General features: G+C 32.6%; 17 protein-coding genes. 7 read left to right on the top strand and 10 right to left on the bottom strand.

Translation table 11 applies throughout. The features are described from left to right. Nucleotides 1–96 precede the first annotated feature (96 nt). The 5 genes from KPL50_RS07985 to KPL50_RS08005 form a co-directional block, all read right to left on the bottom strand. Nucleotides 97–1,923, bottom strand: coding sequence for an O-antigen ligase (locus tag KPL50_RS07985; RefSeq protein WP_216297936.1), 1,827 nt, complete (start codon nt 1,921–1,923; stop codon nt 97–99). 277 nt (nt 1,924–2,200) lie between these two features. Further along, nucleotides 2,201–4,600 carry a hypothetical protein gene (locus tag KPL50_RS07990; protein ID WP_216298030.1) on the bottom strand — a complete coding sequence of 800 codons (2,400 nt, stop codon included), beginning with the start codon at nt 4,598–4,600 and terminating at the stop codon, nt 2,201–2,203. A 486-nt stretch (nt 4,601–5,086) separates the two neighbouring features. Then, nucleotides 5,087–7,348 carry a cell wall-binding repeat-containing protein gene (locus KPL50_RS07995; RefSeq protein ID WP_216297937.1) on the bottom strand — a complete coding sequence of 754 codons (2,262 nt, stop codon included), beginning with the start codon at nt 7,346–7,348 and terminating at the stop codon, nt 5,087–5,089. A 440-nt stretch (nt 7,349–7,788) separates the two neighbouring features. Beyond that, nucleotides 7,789–11,058: a cell wall-binding repeat-containing protein gene (locus KPL50_RS08000; RefSeq protein WP_216297938.1), complete on the bottom strand. Its 3,270-nt coding sequence runs from the start codon at nt 11,056–11,058 to the stop codon at nt 7,789–7,791. Between the two features lie 334 nt (nt 11,059–11,392). Continuing rightward, nucleotides 11,393–12,385, bottom strand: coding sequence for a cell wall-binding repeat-containing protein (locus KPL50_RS08005; RefSeq protein ID WP_216297939.1), 993 nt, complete (start codon nt 12,383–12,385; stop codon nt 11,393–11,395). Nucleotides 12,386–13,210: 825 nt separating this feature from the next. Here KPL50_RS08005 and KPL50_RS08010 point away from each other — a divergent pair. The 5 genes from KPL50_RS08010 to KPL50_RS08030 all read left to right on the top strand — a co-directional run bounded on the left by KPL50_RS08010 (nt 13,211) and on the right by KPL50_RS08030 (nt 17,001). Then, nucleotides 13,211–13,897, top strand: coding sequence for a DUF4397 domain-containing protein (locus KPL50_RS08010; RefSeq protein ID WP_216297940.1), 687 nt, complete (start codon nt 13,211–13,213; stop codon nt 13,895–13,897). A 360-nt stretch (nt 13,898–14,257) separates the two neighbouring features. Continuing rightward, nucleotides 14,258–15,283, top strand: coding sequence for a PTS transporter subunit IIC (locus KPL50_RS08015; RefSeq protein WP_216297941.1), 1,026 nt, complete (start codon nt 14,258–14,260; stop codon nt 15,281–15,283). Between the two features lie 333 nt (nt 15,284–15,616). After that, nucleotides 15,617–16,021, top strand: a complete 405-nt coding sequence (locus tag KPL50_RS08020) for a hypothetical protein (protein ID WP_216297942.1) — start codon at nt 15,617–15,619, stop codon at nt 16,019–16,021. 457 nt (nt 16,022–16,478) lie between these two features. Continuing rightward, the gene (locus tag KPL50_RS08025) at nt 16,479–16,727 is read left to right on the top strand and encodes a DUF4160 domain-containing protein (protein WP_216297943.1); all 249 of its coding nucleotides are present in this window, start codon (nt 16,479–16,481) and stop codon (nt 16,725–16,727) included. 13 nt (nt 16,728–16,740) lie between these two features. Beyond that, complete coding sequence (locus KPL50_RS08030; protein ID WP_216297944.1) at nt 16,741–17,001, top strand: DUF2442 domain-containing protein; 261 nt, start codon at nt 16,741–16,743, stop codon at nt 16,999–17,001. A gap of 299 nt (nt 17,002–17,300) precedes the next feature. Here the strand turns inward: KPL50_RS08030 and KPL50_RS08035 are convergent, their stop codons facing one another. The 3 genes from KPL50_RS08035 to KPL50_RS08045 all read right to left on the bottom strand — a co-directional run bounded on the left by KPL50_RS08035 (nt 17,301) and on the right by KPL50_RS08045 (nt 21,771). Beyond that, nucleotides 17,301–19,334, bottom strand: a complete 2,034-nt coding sequence (locus KPL50_RS08035; RefSeq protein WP_216297945.1) for an ABC transporter ATP-binding protein — start codon at nt 19,332–19,334, stop codon at nt 17,301–17,303. Then, the gene (locus tag KPL50_RS08040) at nt 19,321–21,090 is read right to left on the bottom strand and encodes an ABC transporter ATP-binding protein (protein WP_216297946.1); all 1,770 of its coding nucleotides are present in this window, start codon (nt 21,088–21,090) and stop codon (nt 19,321–19,323) included. The genes KPL50_RS08035 and KPL50_RS08040 overlap by 14 nt, the downstream gene beginning before the upstream one ends. 396 nt (nt 21,091–21,486) lie before the next feature. Then, nucleotides 21,487–21,771, bottom strand: coding sequence for a M domain protein (locus KPL50_RS08045; protein WP_216297947.1), 285 nt, complete (start codon nt 21,769–21,771; stop codon nt 21,487–21,489). 442 nt (nt 21,772–22,213) lie between these two features. Between KPL50_RS08045 and KPL50_RS08050 the strand changes: the two genes are divergently transcribed. Next, complete coding sequence (locus KPL50_RS08050) at nt 22,214–22,507, top strand: UPF0175 family protein (protein WP_216297948.1); 294 nt, start codon at nt 22,214–22,216, stop codon at nt 22,505–22,507. After that, nucleotides 22,508–23,023 (top strand): DUF3368 domain-containing protein, encoded by a 516-nt coding sequence (locus KPL50_RS08055; RefSeq protein ID WP_216297949.1) that lies wholly within the window; start codon nt 22,508–22,510, stop codon nt 23,021–23,023. A 153-nt stretch (nt 23,024–23,176) separates the two neighbouring features. Here the strand turns inward: KPL50_RS08055 and KPL50_RS08060 are convergent, their stop codons facing one another. Together KPL50_RS08060 and KPL50_RS08065 are read right to left on the bottom strand one after the other, a co-directional pair. Next, nucleotides 23,177–23,632 carry a PadR family transcriptional regulator gene (locus KPL50_RS08060; RefSeq protein ID WP_216297950.1) on the bottom strand — a complete coding sequence of 152 codons (456 nt, stop codon included), beginning with the start codon at nt 23,630–23,632 and terminating at the stop codon, nt 23,177–23,179. Nucleotides 23,633–23,638: 6 nt separating this feature from the next. After that, nucleotides 23,639–24,487: a DegV family protein gene (locus KPL50_RS08065; protein ID WP_216297951.1), complete on the bottom strand. Its 849-nt coding sequence runs from the start codon at nt 24,485–24,487 to the stop codon at nt 23,639–23,641. Nucleotides 24,488–24,675 lie beyond the last annotated feature (188 nt).

A 24,675-nucleotide genomic window follows, 5' to 3' on the forward strand; every position in this document is an offset into this window, starting at 1 on the left:
TTATAAACATATATGTTATATTTTTCATTGAAAAAAATAAAAGTCACACTATTTTAATTAGTAAGGACTTCTATTTTCAATTTCTTATATTCACATTTATTTTGTAGCTATTTCAGGTTTTTTCTTAGGCGCTAAAATATTATTAATACTTATCCCCATTCCTAACAATATCCAGAATACTGGTGCTACTGATACTACACTATCGTTAAATATAGCAGCTCCTAAGTACCCCACTACTGCTACAAAAATTCCTAGTCCAGCAATAGAAATAAAATCGTTAAAGCTGCTGTTATAATAAATTTTAAAGCTTTTTATAAGGTACATTATAAATAATGCTAATATAGCTAATAAAGATAATATTCCTGTGTTAAGAGCTATTTGTAGGTATAAATTATGTGGCTTATCTACTTGTTGCCACATATCCCCATCGTAGGCGAACATCTTCCCCTTTATGTCGTTCTGTGGGAAATACGCCGAAAAGGTATCTGGACCATGACCTATTAGCACTGTATTTTTTAATAAAGGTAAACTTCTTGACCATATATACCCTCTAGATGATGCTAGTTTTTCCTTACCTTTAAACCCAAAACTTTTGATATTATCTATATCTATACTTTTCCCTTTATAGTCAACAATTCCTATAGACTTAGAATCATATTCAAAAAACAGCTTTATATTATCTTTATTAATATTCAGAATCTGTTTCCCATTTATATTTACTAATCCAACATCATATTTTTTATATCTTTCATCATTTAATTTTATTTTTCCAGTATCACTCCTAAATTCTGTAGTAATACTTTTTTTATTCTCATCAAAGAAAACTATATCTGCTTCTTTTATTGCAAGGTTTAAAATTTCACTATCGATATTAATATAAGCAGTACTACCATCAGTCTTTACATCTTTTAATTGTATAAGATTTTTAAAGTCTTCACTTTTTTTATCTGATATAAATACTGTTTTCATTTCACTAGATAATGTTTTTATTCTTGAACTAAGTGCTCCCTTTGATACAATGTTAAGAGCTATAAATACAACTATAAGCGCTATAGCCGCTATACCAAAATATTTCTTTTTTTCTTTTATATACTTACGCAACATTATTAGCAATATAATTATGGCTAATACTCCCCCAATAAGACCTGCACGAGAATTAGAACCAATCCAATTTATAGCCATAAGTGTAGTAACTATCCCCATAAATACTTTCACTATTTGATTTTTTATTAATATAAACATAGTAAGTGTTAATGGAAATAACATTGCCATATAACTTCCCACATAATTATAATGATATAAAGTTGAGTATATTACATTCTTTCCAAATGCAAATTTAAGTGTATCAGCCATTTTCATATACTCACTTGGCAGAATGAAACTTTTACCAAAATTAGTTTGAAATATATCTATTCCTATGTACTGAAATACCCCTATGGTTCCAATAATAATAGCCGAGAAAATTAAAACTGTAAATATGAACTTCACATGATACTCGCAATCCACTAATATCATAGTAACAACTACAATGGCCATATAAGCTAGTAGTACAAACATGCCTTCATATCTATCTACAAATCCCCAAATAGCTATATCCTTATACTCTGAAAGTAGCATGGATGTAATAACAGCAATACTATATACTGCAACAGGTATAAAATAATAGGATTTCTTAAAAATCTTAAACTGCTCTTGATAACCTTTTACCATAAGCATAATTATGGAAAGTGTAGTAAGACCCAGAATCCAAGTCATCTTATAATAAGAGAAAAAATCACTAACTTCTTTTCCCCCAGTCCAAAATTCAAATTGAGCACCAGTTAATGGAATAAATTTTAGCCTTACAATAAGTGGAACCATAAAAATCATAATCATTAACGGTATTAAATGATATGCTTCATCTCTTTTATAATATTTATTCATTTCTTCCCCCTAGTTACTATTAATTTCTTTAACTATTATACCACAATTTTATTATATATCAATATATTGGCTTTTTAAAAAAGGAGCTGTTTAAGCCATTACAAATTAGCTAAAATTAAAGGCATTAATAAATTAAATTAAAGCCTAGGAGCAAAACTTTCCTCCTAGGCATTAACTTACTAACATATTCTAATTATTATTAACTCCTTACATTAATAATTACATATAAAAGTAACAAGATAACCACTATCTGTCACAAATTTAATTTATCTATTTTCTAATGCACTACAATAGGTGTTTTTGATTTTACTTCTGCATCATATTCTACTGCTGTTGTTATATCACTTTCAAGACAATCCTTACTTGTTACTGATATATATATTTTTCCTTTTGCTACTCCAATTTGTGGAATAACTACTGTTGCAGTTGATGTTGCTACCATGCCTTTCACTACTATGTTTGCTACTCCTGTAGCTGTTCCTATGGCTGTTCCTACACCCCTTGTTCCATCTATTGTTGCCGCTGAGTATACTTTGACTATATCTCCTACTGCTAAACCTGTAACTATTACTGTGTCTGATGTTCCATATGCATTGTTTTTTGTTGTTATATTACCTGCAAATGGTGTAGGTGATTTTGATTCTGCCAAATATGCTACTGGTGTTGTTATGGTACTTTCAAGCAGACCCTTGCTTATTACTGAAACATAGATATATCCTCTGGCTGTCCCAAGTTGTGGAATACTTACTTTGGCTATTCCTGTTGCCACTTTGTCTGCTGTTGCTATTGCCGTTCCCATTGCTTCTCCTACGGCCGATTCTCCATTTGCTGTTGCCGTTGAGTATATTTTAACTATATCTCCTACTTGCAAATTTGTAACTATTACTGTATCTGGTGTCCCTACTGCATTGTTTTTTGGTGTTATGTTAGATACGAATGGTGTATTCGATCTTTTTTCTCCAAAATATGGTACTTTTATTAATTTGTCACTTTCAAGAAAACCCTTGCTGGTTACTGTTACATATACATTTCCTGCACCTGTGCCAAATTGTGCAATACTGGCTGTTGCTATTGCACCATTCCATCCTTTGTCTGACGTTCCCGTTGCTGTTGCTGTTCCTATAGCTGTTCCATCTATTATTGCCGCTGGGTATACTTTAACTATATCCCCTACTGCTAAGCCTGTAATTGTTACTGTGTCTGGTGTTCCTACTGCATTGTTTACAGTAGTTCCTTTTGTAAGTGGTGATATTATAGTTGCTGCTTCTGCAGCATATGCCACTTGTGTTCTATCACTTTCAAGCAAACCCTTGCTTGTTACTGTTACATATACATTTCCTGCTACTACTCCAAGTTGTGGAATATTTGCTATTGCTGTGACTTCTTTTATTTTTATTGGTTGTGATCCTATTGTTATTACTCTTGATGCTGCTGTTGCTGTTCCTATGGCTATTCCACCCGTTGCCGCTTGGTACACCTTAACTATATCTCCTGCTACTAAACCTACTACCGGTTGGTATGCCTTAACTATATCTTCTGCTACTAAAGCTGTAATTGTTACTGTATCTGTTGTTCCTGCTGCATTGTTAACAGACTTTATATCAGCTACAAATGGTGCAGTTGATTTTGGCTCTGCCAAATATGCTACTGCTGTTGTTATAGTACTTTCAATCAAACCCTTGCTTATTACTGACACATAGATATTTCCTGCTACTGCACCAAGTTGTGGAATACTTACTGTTGCTGTTCCTGTGGTGGTTGTACCTATTGTCACCTTATCTGCTGTTGCTATTGCCGTTCCTATGGCTTTTCCTACTGAGTATTCTCCATTTGATGTTGCATCTGAGTATATTTTAACTATATCTCCTACTACTAAATTTGTTACTGTTACTGTATCTGATGTTCCTACCGCATTATTTTTTGATGTTATATTAGATAGGAATGGTGTACTCGATCTTTGTTCTGCGAAATATTGTACTTTTATTAATTTATCACTTTCAAGCAAACCCTTGCTTGTCACTGATACATATACATTTCCTCCTGCTGCCCCAAGTTGTGGAATAGTTGCTGTTGCTGTTATACCATTTCCTACTCTGTCTGCTGATGCTGTCGCTGTTGCTATGGCTGATCCTATTCCTGCGGTTCCATCTACTGTTGCCGTTGAGTATACTTTAATTATATCTCCTAATGCTAAACCTGTAATTGTTATTGTATCTGGTGTTCCAACTGAATTATTTACAGTAGTTCCTTTCATAATTGGTGATACTATGGTTGCTGCTTCTGCCACATATGATACTTGTACTCTATCACTTTCAACCAAACCCTTGCTTGTTACTGATACATATACACTTCCTGCTCCTGCCCCAAGTTGTGGAATACTTGCTAATGCTATTGTTTCTGTTCCTGATATTGTTTTTCCTGCTATTATTATTTGTCTTGTTATTGATGTTGCTGTTACTGTTGCTATGGCTGTTGCCACTGTTGCATCCGAATATACCTTAACTATATCTCCTACTTCTAAACCTGCTACTGTTACTGTGTCTGGTGTTCCTACTGCATTGTTAACAGGAGTTATATTATTAGCAATTATCCCTCGCGCAAAAACTGTACTTGCTGATGGTAAAACCATTGATAAAAATATTAGTATACTTAGTGCTTTTGATAATAACTTCTTCATAAATTCTATCTCCTCTCACTCTTTTATTAATTTAACTATCATATTCATTGTTTCATCACATTTTAATTATTTTTTTTGAAAACCCTATACATATAAATTATCGGTTAATTGTAATTATACTTTATACTAGTAATTAAATAAATGGTAAAGTTGATATCATTTAACATATTCAAAATCTACAAAAATGCTTGTAAGTGATGATATTCTAAAAATGCATCTATGTAGCCATAATTACAATTACTTAGTATGAATAGAGGAAGCTTTTCAGAAAGGTTCTTTGAAGTTTTCACCAAATTGGGATGCGAAAATAAGGAGCAGATTATACAAGAAATAATCTGCTCCTTATTTATAAATATTTTTTATTTAAATTCAACTCTAAATTTACTTAATTCTGCGTCTTTCACTGTAACATCTTTTTCTTTTTTTTAAAGTTATAAAAATACCTTCTGCAGGATCAATAGTGGATGCTTTAACACCCCTTTTACCCTATTTATTAAATAATGTCTTTATAACTGCATCACTTACTGCTCCTTGTAGTCCAAATATATAAACATTATTAACTTGTGCAAGTTTTCCACTTATATACTTGGTAGTTATATCCTTTAAAGCACTATCATCTACAAGAACTATAGCTGTAGAATACATTGCTGCAATTGCTGAGCCTGAAAGTGCATCAGGAAAATCTTTTCCTGTAGCTACACATATATTGCTAAAACTTATATCACTCTCAAATCTCTTAATTATATTAATGTTTCTTTCGTACTTGTCGCTACCAACTATTCTTTCTATTCTTGGAAACTTATTTGCTACATTATCGCTTATTAAGTCAGTATCACCTAAAATATAGGTCTTCGTAAAAGACTTTTTACTTATAAATGTATTTGTAGACGCAGGTAATGCATCTTTATTAGCTAGTATTATAGGAATTCCTTTTTTAGCTGCAATAGACGAAGCTGATAAAGCATCTGAATATTGCATACCATTAGTTACCATGATTTCTCCTGACCCTACACCTAATTTTTCAGCTATTTTAATGGAAGTTTCAAACCTATCAGTTCCGCCAAGTCTTTCTGTTGTTATACCCATTGTCTTAAGTTGACTTTCAACAGCTTGAGATACGACTCCAGTACCACCGGTTATAAAAATACGAGTTACACTTAATCTTTTAAGCTCAGTTATTACGATTTGTGGTATTGAATTTTTTTCTGTCAAAAGAATTGGTGCATTATATTTTTTTGCAAGTGGTGCTGCGCTTAAAGCATCCGGATAATCGTTGCCAGTGGCAAGTACAGCATAACTTGAAGTTGTTTTCCAGCCTGACTGAGATATAGCTGTTGCGGTTTGGTATCTATTCGCTCCCCCAAGCCTTACAAGATTTAATTTACTTGCAGCATTAACAACAACTATACAACTTGAAGTCTTATTTCCATCTACACTTGTAGCTGTAATAATTGCGCTTCCTGCACTTATAGGGGTTACCACTCCATTAACTACATTTGCAACTGCAGTATTTGAAGAAGACCAAATTATAGTTTTATTTGAAGCAGTAGCTGGATTTATAGTCGCTATTAAAGTATCTGTTGATCCAAGGTTTAAAATACCCGAGGTTTTATTTAAGCTTATTGAGGTTACTGTTGAACCTATTGTTCCTGAAGCATTAACAACAACTATACAACTTGCAGTCTTATCTCCATCTACACTTTTAGCTGTAATAATTGCGCTTCCAGCACTTATAGGGATTACCACTCCATTAACTACATTTGCGACTGCAGTATTTGAAGAAGACCAAGTTATAGTTTGGTTTGAAGCAGTATTTGGATTTATAGTCGCTATTAAAGTATCTGTTGATCCAAGGTTTAAAATACCTGAGGTTTTATTTAAGCTTATTGAGGTTACTTTTGAACCTACTGTTCCTAAACCATTAACAATAACACTACAGGTGGCCTTCTTACTCCCATCAATAGTTGTTGCTGTAATTGTAGCAGAACCTGCACTTACTGCAATTAATATGCCGTCAGTTACTTGTACTATACTTGTATCTGAAGAGGCCCAGGTTACGGTTTGGTTTGTTGAGGTTGAAGGGTTTACAGATACCGTTAAAACATCTGAGCCTCCAACGGTTAAATAATCTGAGGATTTATTTAAATTTATTGATATTACTGGGCTACTAACCTTAACAACGCAGCTTGCAATATTACCCCCATTAACTGCCGTTGCTGTAATTACTGCAGTTCCCTCTCCAACTCCAATTATTAATCCATTATCTACTCGTACTATGGCATTATTTGAAGATGCCCAAGTTACTGTTTGACTTGTCCCAACACTCTGATTTACAGTGGCTACTAAAGTCTCACTGTCATAAAGTGTTAATGCACCTGAAGTTTTGTTTAAACTTATTGCGGTATCTGCTTTACTAACAACAACCATACAAGCTGCATTCTTAAATCCATCTACTGAAGTTACTGTAATCATTGCAGTTCCTGGACTTACTGCCATAACCACTCCATTAAATACCTTTACTATATCAGTATTAGAGGATGTCCAAGTAACAGTTTGGTTTGTTGCAGTTGCTGGACTCACAGTTGCTATTAAAGTATCTACCGCATTAACTGATAAAACAGCTGTAATCTTATTTAAACTTATTGATGTTACATTAACTACTGGACCCGCAAATACCTGTACATTCATAGCTTGTAATAAAAAAACTATTATCAAACAGCTAATAATAATTGAACGTCTTTTTTTCATAATAAATCGCCCCCATTTAATAATTAATTCCATTAATATCTATATTAACACAAACTATTCCATAGTAAAACTAATTTAGTTCTAGTTGTTAGCATTTTATTTTAAAATGTACCTTTTCTACTGTAGAGTATAATGTTTTATCCCAGGTTGTTTCTAAATTATACACCTTCTATGTAAAAGAAGTTGCTTATTTCCTGCATTAAATTTTATTTTTCTTTTCAAAGGTAATAATATTTATTTGAATTCAAGATTATTATAAGTACAAAAATAGCCTAAGACGAATTTTAATCCATCTTAGGCTTGTTACAGACTTGCCCACATTTATTTAGATTATGTATTAAAAAGAGAAGGACAGCTCCACAACTGTCCTTCTCTTTTTTTTATTTATGACTCCCAAAGGTTTTTACAAACCAACAGTCAGGGGTTAAAATGTTATTTTACTATTGGTTAGCAACAACAATAACTTTCATTGTCTTCATTATCCCATTAGCTGATGAAACTGTAATATCAAATGTATCATTAACTACTGCAGTATCAGTAAATTGTAATACTCCAGCTTCAATCTTGTATTTATCAACAACTGCAGTACCAGTACCGATTTTAGTAGAATTTACAACATCCATATATGAAAGTCTTTGTACTTTCTTTCCATATTGATCCTTAGCATAGAATTGAACTTTTCTAGTATCTGAAGCGTCTTGTTCTAGAGAAGTATTTCTTAATGCATTCATTGCATCCACTGTTGCAATAATTGTATCTCCGTCAACTGATAGTCCAGTAGCAATTTTTTTAACTGAAACTCCAACTGATGCAGCAGCAGGTGCAGCATTTGATGATTTTAATATAGTAGTAACAGAAGTTGCTGTACCATTAACTTTTACAATAGTAACTAATTTACCATTTCCTTCTGCTACTCCAGCAGCAAGTTCATTTGCAGATATAGCACCCGCAGTAGTTACAGTAAATTGACCATTGTCAGTTGAATAAGCTTTATTAATTCCACTAGCTTTTAATGCTACAAGAGCACTATTTGAAAGTTTACCAAATATTTCTGGTACATCTTGAGTATATCCACCTGTCTTAGTTGCATACATTAAATCAACAGTATCTGATTCAAATCCCACAATGTCTTTATCAGCCACTGCTGAAAATTCCATGCTCTTAGTTATGCCTGTATCTTTTCCATCTTTAGACAATGAGAAAGTTACTGAATGTGTACCTACAGCTAGTGCTTCTACTTTTATTTTTTTACCATCAGAAGCCTCACCAGTTACACCAATAGAGCCACTAGTTGTTGCCTGCACAGAATACCCATTACTTCCATTACTAAGATCAATTTTTCTTCCATATTGATCTTCTACTAATAATTCATCAATAAAGTCTATCTCTTTAACAGCACCTATTTGCATATATCTTTTAACTTCTTTTGCAACAATAGTAAGTTTTTCTGCTTTTGCTTCAGCTACAGCCTTTACAGTAATCATGCTATGGCTACCTGTTTTAGTTTGAACCTGATATATATGCATTGCCTCTGTTACTACTGGTATTGTAAGCTTTAAAGTACCATCAGCATTTTTGCTTTTTGCTAAACCACCCCAACTTGTAACAATATCTGAATCAACAATATCACTATACTTTGTCATTACATTTCCATCTTGATCAAAAGCTTCAAATGGAATTACAACATTTTTATCTCCAATAGCGATTTCTTGAGAAGGTAAGCTAATGTTTAATTTATCAAGAGCTGCTGCCTTCTTTAAATTAATAGTAATCGAAGAAGATTTTCCTACTCTTGTCATTGCTGTAAGTATAATTGGTGTATCTCTGTATATAGAATCTAAACTTACTGATTCTACTGCTATTACAGCCTTATTGGAATCAGTTGGATCTGCAACAATTGTAGCTCTAACATGAGTTGGATCTGATGAATATATTTGTGTACCACCATTTACTGAATCACTATCTAAAATTCCTTTATCTACTAATTTAAAGTTTTTCGTTGCATTTCCACTTACGTCTAATGCAGTATAGTCTATATAGAATTTGTTAAATGTATCTCCATTAGTAAATACTTTCTTATCAACATTTGTTAATGCATTCAGTTTAATATCACTTAATGTTCCCTGTGATAATGAAACTTTCAAATTAACACTTGTGCTTACATTACTATCAGTATTAATAGCTGTAAGTATTGTTTGTGTGTATTGTGTAAGTGGTACTGTATTTGTGTATGATGTTACTGTAACTAAACCCTTCTTACCAACAACCTCACCAATTGAACTACTCCAAGTAATTGAACTTGCTAATGACTCATCTGTAATGTTTACTCCATATTGATCAAGTACTTCATATGAAATAAATCCTTCTTGCTTATTCATAATAATTGCAGTACCACTAGTTGAAGTACTAGTAGGAGCTACTCCAAGTGTATCACCAATTACGTTTATTTTAGTTACTTTTTGTTTTGTAATAGCTACAGTACTTGTTCCAAGATCAGTTGTACCATTCATTACATTAACTGTATAAGAATCTTCTGCTAGGTTTGCTGTATAAGCCAATGTTGCTTCTGTTCCAGCAGCATTCCAAGTAGCTGGCATTACTATAGGAGTAGTTCCTCTTTTAACTGTAAAAACAGTCTTTGTTGTATCTGCTACAGCTTTGTTAAATACTACTTTGAAACTTTTAGCACTAATAGCACTTACTGAAGAAACTTTCACAACTCCTGGATTAACAGCTGTTTTAAATGCTTCAACAGCATCTGCTGCTGCTTGTGAAACTGTTCCACCAAGTCTAACTATTTTACTGTCATCTTTTATTTTATCTATTAAAACAGTTGCTAAATTTGAGTTAACTTTATTATTTCCATCAACCAAAACTATAGGACTGTTTGTTTTAGCTGCAAGAGCTGAACCTGCAAGTGAATCTACTAAGTTAGCTGGTGTACCTTTTGCAAGATAAAGTTTGCTATAGTCAAATGCAAATTTTTCAAGTACTGCTGCATTTGTTGAATATCTATCTGCGCCTGCTAATCTTACAGCCTTTGATACACTAACAACATCTGCATTAAGAACGCCTTCTCCACCAACTGCATAAACAGTTTTGCCTGCTATGTAAGCTGATTGTTCTGCTGTTAATTTACTGTTATCAACAAGTAATATTGGCATTCCTTTTGAAGCTGCTATTGATGAAACTGAAAGAGCATCTGCATAAGCTAAACCATTTGCAATAACTACTTCTGCTGGTGCTGATCCAAATGCTTCTTTTGCTACTGCTAAAGAAGTTTCAAATCTATTTTTTCCTTCTACACGTGTTATTGTTAAGCCAGCATTAGCTAATTGATTTGCTACATTTTTTGTAACAGCTCCAACTCCTCCAACGATGTAAACATTTTTAACTCCTAAATCCTTAAGTTCTTGTAAAACTCCTGCTGGAATTTCGTTAGTTTTTGTTAAAAGAATAGGTGCTTTTCCCTTTGCATAAGCTAAAGGTGCTGCTGCAAGAGCATCTGCTAAATCGTCTCCTCTAGCGATAACTGCACTTTCTGATTTGTCCCAACCATCTTGAACGATTTTTAGAGCAGTTTCATATCTGTCTTTTCCTGATATTTGTGTACCTGTAGCTGCTGAAGCTACACTTGGAATTGTTACCATTGTAGCAAGCATTGCTACTGATAGAGTTATTGCTAATGAACTTTTAGTTTTTTTGAACATAATTTTTATGTCCCCCTTCATATTTTTTTTTGGTGAAACGTCGATGTGAATGTTTTCTTATATTAAATTCTCAAGTAGCATTGGATTTTTTAAGATCACCTTAATTTTACTGATTAAACATATAAATCAATGCAACTTTATGAAAAATTAAGCATGTTATTGGAACGTTTTTATCATTAGCATCACCTCCTTTAATTCTTTTTTCTTATTTTTTAATTCATTAGTTATATGTTCCACATTTTATATAATAATCCTTTAATTTTCGAAAATATTTTTATCATATATATTCTACTTATTAAAGTTAAACTACTACAACTCGCAACCTAACATTAAATTATTCTATGGATATAACCTCTAAAGGTTGAGGTTTCATTGCTTCAACTGCAACTGCTGCGGCTGGTGCAACTGTTCCTCCAAGTAGAACCTGTGTACTATCAACACTTATATTAGTTTTTATAATAACCGATATTTTCGCATTAATTTCACTCTTTGCATTAACTAAAACTATAGGATTGTTGCCAAGAGCTGCTAGGGCTGAACCAGTAAGTGCATCTACTAAGTTCTCCTTTGTTCCTTTTGCAAGGTAAATCTTACTATAATTTTGTTGGAACTTACTAAGTATTGCTGCATTTGTTTCATACCTATCTATTCCTGATATCCTCGTAGCCTTTGCTGTATCAACAACTGATTCACTCAGAACTCCTGTTCCTCCAACTGCATAAACTGTTTTGCCTGCAATGTAGGTCTCTTCCTTTGGTGATAATTTATTGTCATTAACAAGTAGTATTGGCATTCCCTTTACAGCTGCTATTGCTGAGATTGAAAGTGCATCTGCATAAGCTAACCCATTTGCAAGAACTACTTCTGTTGGTGCTACTCCGAATGCTTCAATTGCTACGTTGTAAGAAGTTTCAACTCTATCTTTTCCTGTTAATCGCTTTACTGTGAATTCCTTTAAAGCATTTTCTACAGCCGCTGAAACAGCTCCAGTCCCTCCAACTATGTAAATGTTTTTAACTCCGAGTGTCTTTAATTGATTCAAAACTCCTGTGGGAAGTTCGCCAGGTTTTGTTAATAATATAGGCGCTTTTCCTTTTGCGTATGCTAAGGGTGCTGCGGCAAGTGCATCTGCTAGATCGTCTCCCCTAGCAATAATCGCACTGTCTGACGTTGTCCAACCAGCCTGTACAATTTTTAGCGCAGTAGCATATCTGTCATTTCCTCCCAGTGTCGTAGATGCTGACGTTACCTTTGGGAATGCTACCGTTGTAAATAACATAATAAATGTTAAGCACAGTACAAATAAATTCCTTTTCTTTCTGTACATAATTCTGAACGTCCCCTTTCTGTTTTCTTCAAATCACAGATGTGATTGTTTTTGTTTATTTAACATCAAGTTATGATTGTTTTTTCAAAGAATATAATTCGTTCTTCTTTAGTTACACCCCCTGCGGAGCTATTTTTTTTGTTACTATAAAACCAATAGATTATGATTTAAAGTAACATAGTAATTAAAGACTTAAATATGTTTGTAATAAGTTTTCAATGTAATTCGCTTTATATCTCAACAAATAATGTAAATTTCTTGTACTCATTATAACGTATTTACACATTTTTCACGTTAAATGTAGTATATAACACTTTTGTTTAAATTTCAAGTATTTTAATAAAAATTAACATGATTACATTTATTTTCACAAGCTACACTTATATAACGTTTATGGATATATTTTAGTTGCACTTTTTTAAAATTCTTTGGTTTTTTAATGGTTTAATATTCATTTTTAAATTAAAATTATCTGTATTCCATATTTTTTTATGTTTTACACTTATATAACGTTTATGGTTATATTTTAGTTGCAAGTTTCATAATTTTTTTTTAATTTGGTTTAATTTTCATTTTGCAATTAAAATTACCTCTATTTCATATCTTTTTATGTTTTACACTTATATAACGTTTATGGCTATATTTTAGTTGCACTTTTTTAATTTTTTTTATTATTAAATTATAAAACACTAACTTATATTTTAATCTATTTTTATCCCTTATAAGTATATGAGTAAATCCGTGATATATTACAATAAATTTTAGTGACCTTATATGCTATTTCTTCATATATTATATAGTAGAAATATTTGAAGGGAGCCTTTTATGTTCTATTGTCCAAAAAATGTTTATGATCCTTATTCTCGACACAGGGAATTTCCTAACTATAGAGTAACCCCTAAAACTTCATATTTAAGAATCCTTCATGCCTCACCCAAATCCCCAGCTGTTGATGTATATATTAATGATATCTTAAAATTTAAAAACCTTCCATACGCTGATTTTACAGATTATATAGAGGTTATCACCGGTGAGTACAATGTAAAAATCTATGCAGCTGGAACCACTACCTCACCAGTACTTAGTAAAAACCTTTTTGTTCCCCCTGAAAAAATTTATACCATCGCAGCCATTGGTTTATTACCTAACATCGATTTACTCCCTGTTCCAGAAACTAAAATTATGAACCCCGCTGATATGGTATATATTAAATTTGCTCACTTATCACCTAATACTGGACCTGTGGATATCGTATTACCAGATGGAAAAATTCTATTTAAGAATATTAGTTACAAAGCCTTTACTGATTATATACAAGTTCCTGCTGGCACCTATACCTTAGAAGCTAGACCTACTGGTACCAAAACTACAATTTTATACATTCCTAATATAAAACTAAAATCTCAACGTTTTTACACCGTTTATGCCATAGGCTTACTTAAAGGTCATCCAGGTCTCCAAGCACTAATTCCTCTTGATGGTAGTTCTTATTTAGAAGTACGCGAAGATTAGTTAACCAGCACATTATTTATATTACACATGCTTTAAACATTTTTAGTAGATACTATAAGGCATAAAGTTCTAGGGGATCCTCCTGGTGCTTTATGCTTTTTTTTATTTTCCCTGTGCTCCATATTTTTTTAATAGTCATATTGATGTGTTTATAAGAAGATGTTATAATATTGTGAGTTACGTATGTATATACACTCGTATATACTCATATGCAGACATTAGATAATATTCAAGATTCATAACTAGTATTAATGGAATAACAAAAGTATATATTGCTTTAACGTATTTGAAGCGATATATACTTTTATTCTTATCTATTATCCGAAAATTTTTAGCAATTATATTTTAGGAGGAGATCTCATGGAAAAATTCAAAATTCTTGTAAAAAAAGGACTTAAACGATATTTTTTAGATGCCTTAAGCGCCATGGCATTAGGATTATTTGCTTCATTAATTATAGGACTAATCCTAAGTCAATTATCAAAAGTCCCTGGACTAGCATTCCTTAAAGAGTTTACAGCAATTATTTCAGCTAAATCCCCTGTAGTTGGCTGCGCTATTGGTGTAGCTGTAGCTTGGGGCTTAAAAGTTACCCCACTTGCCATGTTTTCCTCAGCTGCCACTGGTGCCTTCGGATATATGTACATGGGGGGCGGCCCTGTAGGAGCCTTCGTTGCTGCAGTAATAGGTGCAGAACTTGGAAACTTTGTGTCTGGAAAAACAAAACTTGATATTGTTATAGTTCCCATCGTTACTATTGTTACTGGAAGTATAGTAGGCAAATTTGTTGGACCTTACATCTCAGTCTTTATGACAGATTTAGGTGCAGTAATAAACTCCGCTACAACCCTTATGCCTATCCCAATGGGTATTGCAGTATCTACACTAATGGGTCTGGCCCTTACCGCTCCAATTAGCAGTGCCGCCATAGCAATTTCTCTTAATATGTCTGGCCTTGCAGCCGGCGCCGCCACTGTAGGTTGCAGTGCTCAAATGATAGGCTTTGCTGTAGCTAGCTATAGAGAAAATAAGATGAGTGGTCTAATATCTCAAGGGCTAGGTACCTCCATGCTACAAGTACCTAACATAATAAGGCGTCCTCAAGTTTGGATACCCCCTACTTTAGCAGGTGCAATCCTAGGACCTTTTTCTACAACGATTTTTTCCATGAAAAATAATTCTCTAGGTGCAGGTATGGGCACCAGTGGCCTTGTAGGTCAATTCGGAACCTTAGCTGCTATGCAAGGCAGTGAACCTACCTCCATAATAGTTTTTAAAATAATACTTCTACACTTTATCGCCCCCGCAATCTTAACCTTAATCTTCTCAGAATTCATGAGAAAAAAAGGGTGGATCAGAGACGGCGACCTAAAGCTAAACCTTTAAGCTGGTGCCACCCACGTGGCAAGTGGCATCTTTAGATTTAAGAAAGCTCCTAAAATACATAAATGTATTTTAGGAGCTTTTATTTTTCCTTCTAATATATGTGATACTTATTTGCAAAAATATTTTAGGCGGTAGCCTGCAAGATTAAAAGTAACTTAATATAGGCATAATAAATAATAAAAACATATTAATACGTTTCTTACAATTTAATTATTTTATATGAATGTTTTATTTAAATCCAAATGTGATAAAATATAAATATGAGATGAAGCGTACATGCCAAAATAGATATTCCTTCAAAACGATTAATTCAGATAAGACCAGAAGATAAAAATGGAAATGCCTGAAGATATTATAAAAAAAACAGTAGATGCTATAGATACTGTTGAAGATACCACCTTGAAAGCAGATCTTATGGCAGCCATGTCTATACTAGCCGGTTATAAGTTTTCAGAACATTTAGTTAAAAAATATGTAAGGAGGGAAGTACTTATGGAATCTCCACTTTATAACGAATGGATGGAAGAGGAAAGAAATGAAGCAACTGCTACTAATTCACAAAAATTTATAATTGAATCGTTAGCAGAAAGATTTGACATAGTTCCAAAAAAAACCAGAGAAAATATTGAAGAAATAAAGGATATAGTTATATTAACTGAATTATTTAGAAAATCCATTAGAGTTGCAACCATAGAGGATTTTCAAACTATATTAGATAAAGCCATCAAAAACAAATAAAGATATATGACTTATACTTCAAACTATACATTGCAAAATCCTTATATTTATTTATAGGGATTTTTTTATTTGCATTTCAAATAAAAGGAGTATCTTTTAACACTCTTTCTAATACCACAGTCCAAAATTCTTTTAGGCGTTAGCCTACTTCACTTTTACATCTCCACTCCAATTACTATATATTCTTATAACTTCATTTCTAGTCTTACCATATTCATAAACGCATATTACCATCATAGATATTAAATTAGGTACGCCAGTGCCTCTCTATCCCCTCTGCCTTCTAGATTATAAGAATGGCATTAGTATTAATTTTCGACCCAGTGACTTGCAATAAGAAGCGCTGTAAGATTTTTCTGTGAAAACAGAAAAATCTCTGCTTAATGCGGAGATTTTTTTATGAATATGGTATACTATAGTTATAATAATTTATAATCTAACATAGGAAGGTGATTGAATGCCAGTTATTACAAGATTTTATGGTATAGTAATAAAGATGTATCCAAATGACCATTTGCCACCTCATTTTCATGCGATTTACGGCGAATATGTAGGGTTAATAGATCTAAAAACTTTAGAAATGATAGAGGGAGATTTATCCAATAGGACGTTGAAATTAGTAAAAGAGTGGGCAGAAAGTTACCAAGATGAACTTATGCTAATATGGGATACAAAACAATTTAAAAAATTAGAAGGTCTCGAATAGTGAGGTGAAGGTTATGTATAGTCCTAAAATAGTTAAAATTAAACCAAATTCAGAAAGATATAGCATTATAATCTTATTTAGTGACGGCATAACAAAAGAAGTAGATATGCTTCAAAAATTAAATGAAGAATTCTATTTTGACATAAAAGATAAAAATCGATTTGAACAGGTCGAGATTGATAATGGAGGATATGGTATTAGTTGGAACGATGATGTTGACATGAGTGAATTTGAACTTTGGAACATTGGAGATGAAATAGATTACAAGTGGTAATTTCTATAATATCCACCTATTAACAACCTCCCTAGTGCTACCCACGTGGCAAGTGGCATGTTTAAAGTTAAGAAAGCCCCTATAATACATGAATGTATTATAGGGGCTTTTGTTTTTTTCCTTCTAATATAGGCTATACTTATTTGAAAATTCTTTTAGGCGTTAGCCTACTTCACTTTTACATCTCCACTCCAATTACTATATATTCTTATAACTTCATTTCTAGTCTTACCACATTCATAAACGCATAATACCATCATAGATATTAATTTAGGTACGCCAGTGCCTCTCTCTCCCCTCTAATTCTTCCCTTCCATATACTGTAGCTTATATAAATTGCTATACAAGCCTTGTTTTTCAACTAATTCCGCGTGGTTTCCTATTTCCTTTATCCTACCTTTATGCATCACTATTATCTTATCTGCATTTTTAATAGTAGATAACCTATGGGCCACAATAATTGTAGTACGATTTATCGTAAGCTTATTTAAAGCATCTTGAATTAAACTTTCAGTTTCAGTATCTATATTAGAAGTAGCTTCATCTAATACTAATATGGGTGGATCAAAAGCTATAGCTCTTGCAAAGGCTATTAGCTGCCTTTGACCTTGTGAAAAAGTTGAACCTCTTTCATTAACAGGGGCAGAATATTTCTCGGGCAATCTTTCAATGAACTTATCAGCATTCACATATCTACAAGCTTTTATTATATCCTCATCAGAAATGTTTTGATTATTTAGACGTACGTTGCCTTTTATGTCCCCCGCAAAGAGAAATACATCCTGAAGCACTGTAGCTATGTTCTCACGTAGCTCTTCTTTTCTCATATGCTTTATATTATGTCCATCCACCAATATTTCACCCTTTTGAATATCATATAGCCTAGTTATAAGGTTTATAATAGAGGTTTTTCCCGCACCTGTAGCTCCAACAAAGGCTATTTTCTCACCAATTTGTATGTTGAAACTAACATCCTTTAATACCCAATCTTCATCCTTATATGCAAACCAAACATTTTTAAACTCTATATTCCCTTTAAGTCTATCCACTTCCACTGGATTTTTAATATTATTAATTTTTTCCTGATTATCCATAAGCATAAAAATTCTTTCTGAGGATGCCATGGAGGATTGGAGTATATCGTATTTTTCTGTTAAGTCAAATATAGGCTGGAAAAATTGCATTAAATAACTTATGAAAACGAAAAGCACTCCTAGTTTTATATTTCCATCAATTGCTCTTATTCCACCAAACCATAAAAGTACTGCTAAGGTTAATGAGGAGAACAAATCCATGGTTGGCCTAAAGATTGCAAATACTTTTATTTGATCCATGGTAGCCTGCTTATAAGCTTTATTTACCTCTGCAAATTCCTTATACTTTTTCTCTTCTTTTCCAAAGACCTGAACAGTTTTCATACCAGATATATTTTCTGATATGGATGAATTTATTCTTGCAAGTCTTGCTCTTACTTTTCTATAAGCTTCCCTGTCATATTTTTTGAACAGGTAAGCCGTGAATATCACAAAGGGTAGTGCCCCTACAGTAATTAGTGCTAACTTGACATCTAGTATGAACATAGCTATAACTATTCCCACTAGCATAAACAAATCCTTAAATAAATTAACAAGGACTGCTGTGTACATTTCATTTAGCGTTTCCACATCATTTGTTACCCTAGTCACAAGGCGCCCCACTGGGTTTTTATCAAAGAAGGATAATGATAAGCCCTCTACCTGCTTAAATACCGCTTCCCTAATGCTAAACACAATCTTTTGCCCCGTATACTGCAATATGTATGTCTGAATATAATTAAGTATAAAAATCAGAATAGCTATTATTACAATATATACTGCAGTTTTTATAACCTCCTGGGCATCCGTTTTTCTTAGTATTTTCAAATCCGCAGGCTTTATAATATCTGCCTTATAGGAAGCGCCTCCTTGCGTAAACCTATCAACTTTTATACTAAATTCAGTGTTTTCTTGTACTTTTGCATGGATTATATAGTAACTGTTATTATGATATACCATAGAGGAGGGTTCACCAACTCTATAATATCCTTGAACTACATACTTATCGCCCAGAGGGATACTATTCTTCAGAGGCTTTGACACAATGGTGTAGACTTTATTGTAACCCATTAGATTATTATCTATAGCATTCTTTATGAGGTAGGGGCGAGCTAAATCCATAGCTGTTACTATTAACATTATAAATATCACGAGTATTATGTACCACTTGTATGGTTTTGCAAATTTTAGAAGGCGCCTCATAAGCTTTGAATCATATTCCTTAGTAATATTCTCTTCCTCATTATTATAGTTTTCCATTAGCTTCCACCTCCTCCACCGATTGTATTTGCTGTTCTATAAGCTGTTTTTCATAAATATCTTTGTATATACCAACTTCGTGTGTAAGCTCTGCGTGAGTTCCTCTTTGAATTATTTCTCCCTCTTCCATCACTATTATTGTATCTGCATCCTTCACTGCTGAAATTCTGTGAGATATTATAATAGAGGTTTTTTCCTTCATTATTCTTTTTAGGTTTTGAAGTATTTTAACCTCCGTTTTAGCATCTACTGCAGATAAGCAATCATCTAAAATCAATATGTCTGGATTTTTAATAAGAGCCCTTGCTATAGAGGTCCTTTGTTTCTGTCCTCCGGATAAGGTTACTCCCCTTTCTCCAACAATGGTTTCAAAGCCCATAGGGAAATCCATTATATTGTCATAAATGTCTGCGTCTTTAGTGCTTTGAGTTATTTTATCCATATCTAATTCCTCAAAGGCTAAATTTATATTCTCTGATATTATATTAGAAAATAAGAAGGAGTCTTGAGATACAAAACCTATATTTTCTCTTAATGTATTTAATGGAATCCTATTTATATCTTCATTATTTATAAAAATTTTACCATCTTCTACGTTATAAAGCCTTAGGAGTAATTCCACCAAGGTGGTTTTACTACTACCTGTGCGGCCTACTATCCCTAATGTTTGTCCTGACTTTACAGTTAAACTAATATTAGTTAAGGCTGGCTTTTCCATAGTTTTATACTTAAAGCTAAGATTACTTATAACAATATCGCCTTTAAGTGTTGCTGTCGGATTAGTGTTCACATCAAAAATTTCAGGTTTTTCTTTTAGAATTTTTTCTATTCGCTCTAGCGACGCAAACCCTCTTTGAATAAGATTAATTACCCAACCTATAGCCATCATTGGCCAAATTAGATTGGCAAGATACATATTAAAAGCTATAAACTCCCCTAGTGATATGTTTCCGTAAATTACATATACTCCGCCTAGGGCCACTAATAATACAAGTCCCAGAGATGCAATAAATTCAACTAACGGTGAGAATAATCCCCATATTCTAATAAGGGACATATTAGCTTTAAAATTATTAGTGTTTTCTACATCAAACTTTTGAAACTCACTTTCTTCTTGTACAAAGGATTTAATAATTCTAATGCCTGAGAAGTTTTCTTGAACCATATCCGTAAGCTTTGAGAAGGCTTCTTGAACTACCGTGAATTTTCTGTGCATTACCTTACCAAATTTAAGTGATACTATACTTACAAAAGGAAGTGGCAAAAGAGATAATAGCGTAAGCCGTACATTTATGCTAAGCATAATGACAATAGTTGCTATAGTTAGAACTATGGCATCTATGATCATAATTACACCCTGCCCTAGAGCCATTCTCACCGCATTAAGGTCATTAGTGGCTAGCGCCATTAGATCTCCTGTCTTATTATCATCATAAAAGTTAGTAGACAAACTTTGCAAATGGGTGAAAAATTTGTTTCTTATATCGTATTCCACATATCTTGAACTACCCACAATGAAAATTCTCCACACATATCTACCTATTGCCATAAGAGCTGCAACCAAAACTATAAGTAATATGAATTTTAATAGTAAACCTTTACTTGCTGTACCATTTGAAATATTGTCTGTTATAACTCCTATTAATTTCGGTGGTATTAGCTGACATATATCAACTATTATTAAAAATACAATTCCAAATAAATACCTTTTTCTATAATCGTAGGTGTATTTAAAAAGCTCTCTGATTTTTTTCATGTTTTCCCCCTCTTCTAGACTGGTGCCATGATTGGTTCTCCCGGGCTGGTGCCATCCACGTGGCAAGTGGCAAGTTTACACTTGCCACTTGCACTTGGATGGCACCGTTGACTAGGATGACATTATGTTTAGACACTCTAATTAAATTTCATATGTAATATCTTCTATATTTATCTTTTAATTCCTTCTTATTTTTAATGTTTTTGAAAGATTTTTTTCAAAGCACAAATGCTGGACGTACAGAAAACTACCGAAATATTTTCGGTAGTTTTCACTTAATGGCTATCGCCAAGTTTTTTTGTTTTTATTGTTTTCCTATTTATCCCGCTTTTCAACCCAAACTTTACATATACTAAGTCCGGATCAAGTGTAGCATTTTCGCCTTGCAAATAGAATTTATTTTACGGCTCTGCTTTCATTAATTACATTGCCTATCTTATTAATTATTCCCTCTGTATGTGCAATTTTATAAGTAATATTATCAATCTCTGCTTTATGTATAATAGTATTACTGTGCTCAATAGCCTTTACAACAGAAAATATTTCATCCTGCCTTATTTCCATATTCTTTTGGCTTTCTTTCATACTATTTTGGCTTTCTTTCATACCATTTTGGCTTTCTTCTATAGCATCTAATTTCTTCATCAACATTTCGAACATTTTCTTTGTTTCATTATCCATTCTAAATCACCGCCATTATTTTAATTTTCAAGTAAAGTAATTATAACATACAAAAGAGCTGCAAGCTAAATTCACCTGCTGCTCTTTATTTTATAATATGTTATTTATATAAATCACTATAAATTATCTTAAATACCTCCAAAGCTTCTTCAATCTTATCTTGCAATAGGTATTTTTTATTTTCTAATTGCCCTTTACCGACCTCGGTGATTTTATAAATTTTCTGTGCTTTCTTCGCGCTACTCCATTCACCAACCTAGTCTCGCCTAAACGATGACATTATGTTTAGACACTCTAATTAAATTTCATATGTAATATCTTCTATATTTTTCTTTTAATTCCTTCTTACTTTATAAATAATAGTGTGAGTTTTATTTTTGTTTTAAAAAATAAGAAAGATGATATAATATATAATAATAGTGATTTAAAGTGAGGTGTTAATGTGAATACACAACCAACTACGTTTGAAGTAACTTTACCAGAAGAGCTTATTCCTTTTTTAGATAAAATTTCTGGTGAGTCTATAGACCAAAAGGTTAGGCTAGCTCTTGCGCTAAATTTATTTATCAATAAGACAGTAACATTAGAAAAAGCAGCTGAACTTTCGGGTTTATTACTTTTAGATTTTATGGATGTACTTCAAGAACAAGGAGTCCCTTGGGGAGAATATACTGATGAGCATAAAAAACAAGACGATTTAGTTATAAAAAAGATGTTAAAGGAGATAGGTCACTAGATGGACATAAAGAAATTAAGCACTGTAATATGTAATTCCAGTCCTATTATTGGTTTATCTGGAATAGGTAAATTAGATTTACTCTGGGTTATTTTTGAAGAAGTACTTATTCCAGAAGCAGTTTATAATGAGGTTGTTAAAAGTCAAAAGAATAAAAGAATTGGAACAGAAGAATTACATGATGCCATAGAAAAAGGGTTCATTAAAATTTATCATGTAAAAGACGAATTATTTGTAAATAGGTTTATGGGGAAATTACATAGAGGTGAATTAGAAGTAATAGCAGGAGCTAAAGAACTAAATTTAGATTACTTATTAATTGATGAGAAATCAGCAAGAAGTTTAGCAGAAGCTTTAATGTTAGAACCTACAGGACTTTTAGGTATTTTGAAATTCGCTAAATTATCTGGTGCAATTTTAACGTTAAAACCATATTTAGATAGGTTAATAGAAAATAATTATAGAATTTCTAAAAAATTATACAATGTCATCTTATTGGATGCCGGAGAAATATGAACATAGATTTTTCACCTCGTTTCCAATATCTTCAAATAGAGATTTAGTCATTAACCAGATATTTCAAATAAAATGAATTCAAGTAATATTATATATAAAAGAACAAAAGAGCTGCAAGCTAAATTCACCTGCAGCTCTTTATTTTATAATATGTTATTTATATAAATCACTATAAATTATCTTAAATACCTCCAAAGCTTCTTCAATCTTATCTTGCAATAGGTATTTTTTATTTTCTAATTCCCCTTTACCGACCTCGGTGATTTTATAAATTTTCTGTGCTTTCTTCGCGCTACTCCATTCACCAACCACCAATTTTTCCTTTTCTAATCTTTTTAAAAGAGGATATATTCCGCCTGTACTTGGAACCCAAAGATTCTTTGTTCTTTCGCCAATTTTATGAGATATATCATTTCCATTAGTCTCGCCTAAACTTAGAATAAATAATACGTACAGTGGTAGTAATCCTTTTGTGAATACTTGCCCCACCGCTTCTTTTTCCTTTTGAACTTTTCGAAGTTCTAAAAGTTTTTTCTTATATTCTTCATAAAGTCTTTTTTCTTCAGCCCTAATGTTTATCTCACTTTCTTTAATCTCTATATTAGCCATCTATATTTAAGGTTCCTCTATACATACCATTCCTACTAAACCTGGTCCACTATGAACTCCTGATACAGGGCTTATATATCCAGCAAATTCTATAGAAATAACGTTTGGATGAGGACGTATACTCTCCATTACTTTTTTAGACTCTTCTTCTGCCTCACCGTGAACTATATAAACTTTACATCTTTTTTTATCCAAAATATTATTTGTAAGTTCAACAAGCTTATTAAGAGATTGCTTTCTACCTCTTACCTTTTCACAGGTAATATACTTACCATCAGTATCAATGGCTATTATAGGTTTGATGTTCAAAAGCTCTGCTATAGTTCCTGAAACTTTTCCTATTCTTCCACCTCTTTTTAAATACTCTAAAGTACCTACTACAAAATATAGATGAATTCTCTTTTTAATAGATGGGATAGCTTCAACAACTTCTTCAAAGCTCTTTCCTTCTTCTATAAGCCTTCCACATTCTGTTACTATTAATCCTTCACCAAGGGCAATGGATTGTGAATCACATAAGTGAGTAATAATACTCGGATGATTTTCACTTGTAAGTTTTATAGCATTAAATATCCCTGATAACCCAGTGGATAGTGTTATTGTTATAGCATGCGTGTATCCATCTTCTTCTAATTTTAAAAATAGCTCCTCCATGTCCTTCATTGATGGCAATGAGGATGTAGGTACTTCTTTTTCCATATTTCTATAAACCTCTTGTGATGTAATATCTACATTATCTAAATATTCTCTATCAGAATAGATAATCCTAAAGGGTAATACATTAATATTATATTTCTCTATGACTTCTCTACTTAAATCACTTGTAGTGTCTGTAATCAAAGCTATTTTATTCAAATTAACTCCTCCTATATCGCATTATATTGTCATTATATCACTATTGATTATATGTATCAATAGTGATACATATGAAAAAAGATTTTCTTATGGTTTGTGGGTGGGTGGGAGCGAGAGAGAGGTGGGGACGGTTAACAATTAATTCAACTATATACGCAAATTTTATGCGCCAGTTAAATCTACAAATA

This window comes from Clostridium sp. CF012 (genome assembly GCF_018861755.1).
Taxonomy (GTDB): Bacteria; Bacillota; Clostridia; order Clostridiales; family Clostridiaceae; genus Clostridium_AD.

Coding starts and splice junctions, on each gene's coding strand:
- KPL50_RS07985 (WP_216297936.1), bottom strand. CDS start 1,923: ATGAATAAATATTATAAAAGAGATGAAGCATATCATTTAATACCGTTA.
- KPL50_RS07990 (WP_216298030.1), bottom strand. CDS start 4,600: ATGAAGAAGTTATTATCAAAAGCACTAAGTATACTAATATTTTTATCA.
- KPL50_RS07995 (WP_216297937.1), bottom strand. CDS start 7,348: ATGAAAAAAAGACGTTCAATTATTATTAGCTGTTTGATAATAGTTTTT.
- KPL50_RS08000 (WP_216297938.1), bottom strand. CDS start 11,058: ATGTTCAAAAAAACTAAAAGTTCATTAGCAATAACTCTATCAGTAGCA.
- KPL50_RS08005 (WP_216297939.1), bottom strand. CDS start 12,385: ATGTACAGAAAGAAAAGGAATTTATTTGTACTGTGCTTAACATTTATT.
- KPL50_RS08010 (WP_216297940.1), top strand. CDS start 13,211: ATGTTCTATTGTCCAAAAAATGTTTATGATCCTTATTCTCGACACAGG.
- KPL50_RS08015 (WP_216297941.1), top strand. CDS start 14,258: ATGGAAAAATTCAAAATTCTTGTAAAAAAAGGACTTAAACGATATTTT.
- KPL50_RS08020 (WP_216297942.1), top strand. CDS start 15,617: ATGGAAATGCCTGAAGATATTATAAAAAAAACAGTAGATGCTATAGAT.
- KPL50_RS08025 (WP_216297943.1), top strand. CDS start 16,479: ATGCCAGTTATTACAAGATTTTATGGTATAGTAATAAAGATGTATCCA.
- KPL50_RS08030 (WP_216297944.1), top strand. CDS start 16,741: ATGTATAGTCCTAAAATAGTTAAAATTAAACCAAATTCAGAAAGATAT.
- KPL50_RS08035 (WP_216297945.1), bottom strand. CDS start 19,334: ATGGAAAACTATAATAATGAGGAAGAGAATATTACTAAGGAATATGAT.
- KPL50_RS08040 (WP_216297946.1), bottom strand. CDS start 21,090: ATGAAAAAAATCAGAGAGCTTTTTAAATACACCTACGATTATAGAAAA.
- KPL50_RS08045 (WP_216297947.1), bottom strand. CDS start 21,771: ATGGATAATGAAACAAAGAAAATGTTCGAAATGTTGATGAAGAAATTA.
- KPL50_RS08055 (WP_216297949.1), top strand. CDS start 22,508: ATGGACATAAAGAAATTAAGCACTGTAATATGTAATTCCAGTCCTATT.
- KPL50_RS08060 (WP_216297950.1), bottom strand. CDS start 23,632: ATGGCTAATATAGAGATTAAAGAAAGTGAGATAAACATTAGGGCTGAA.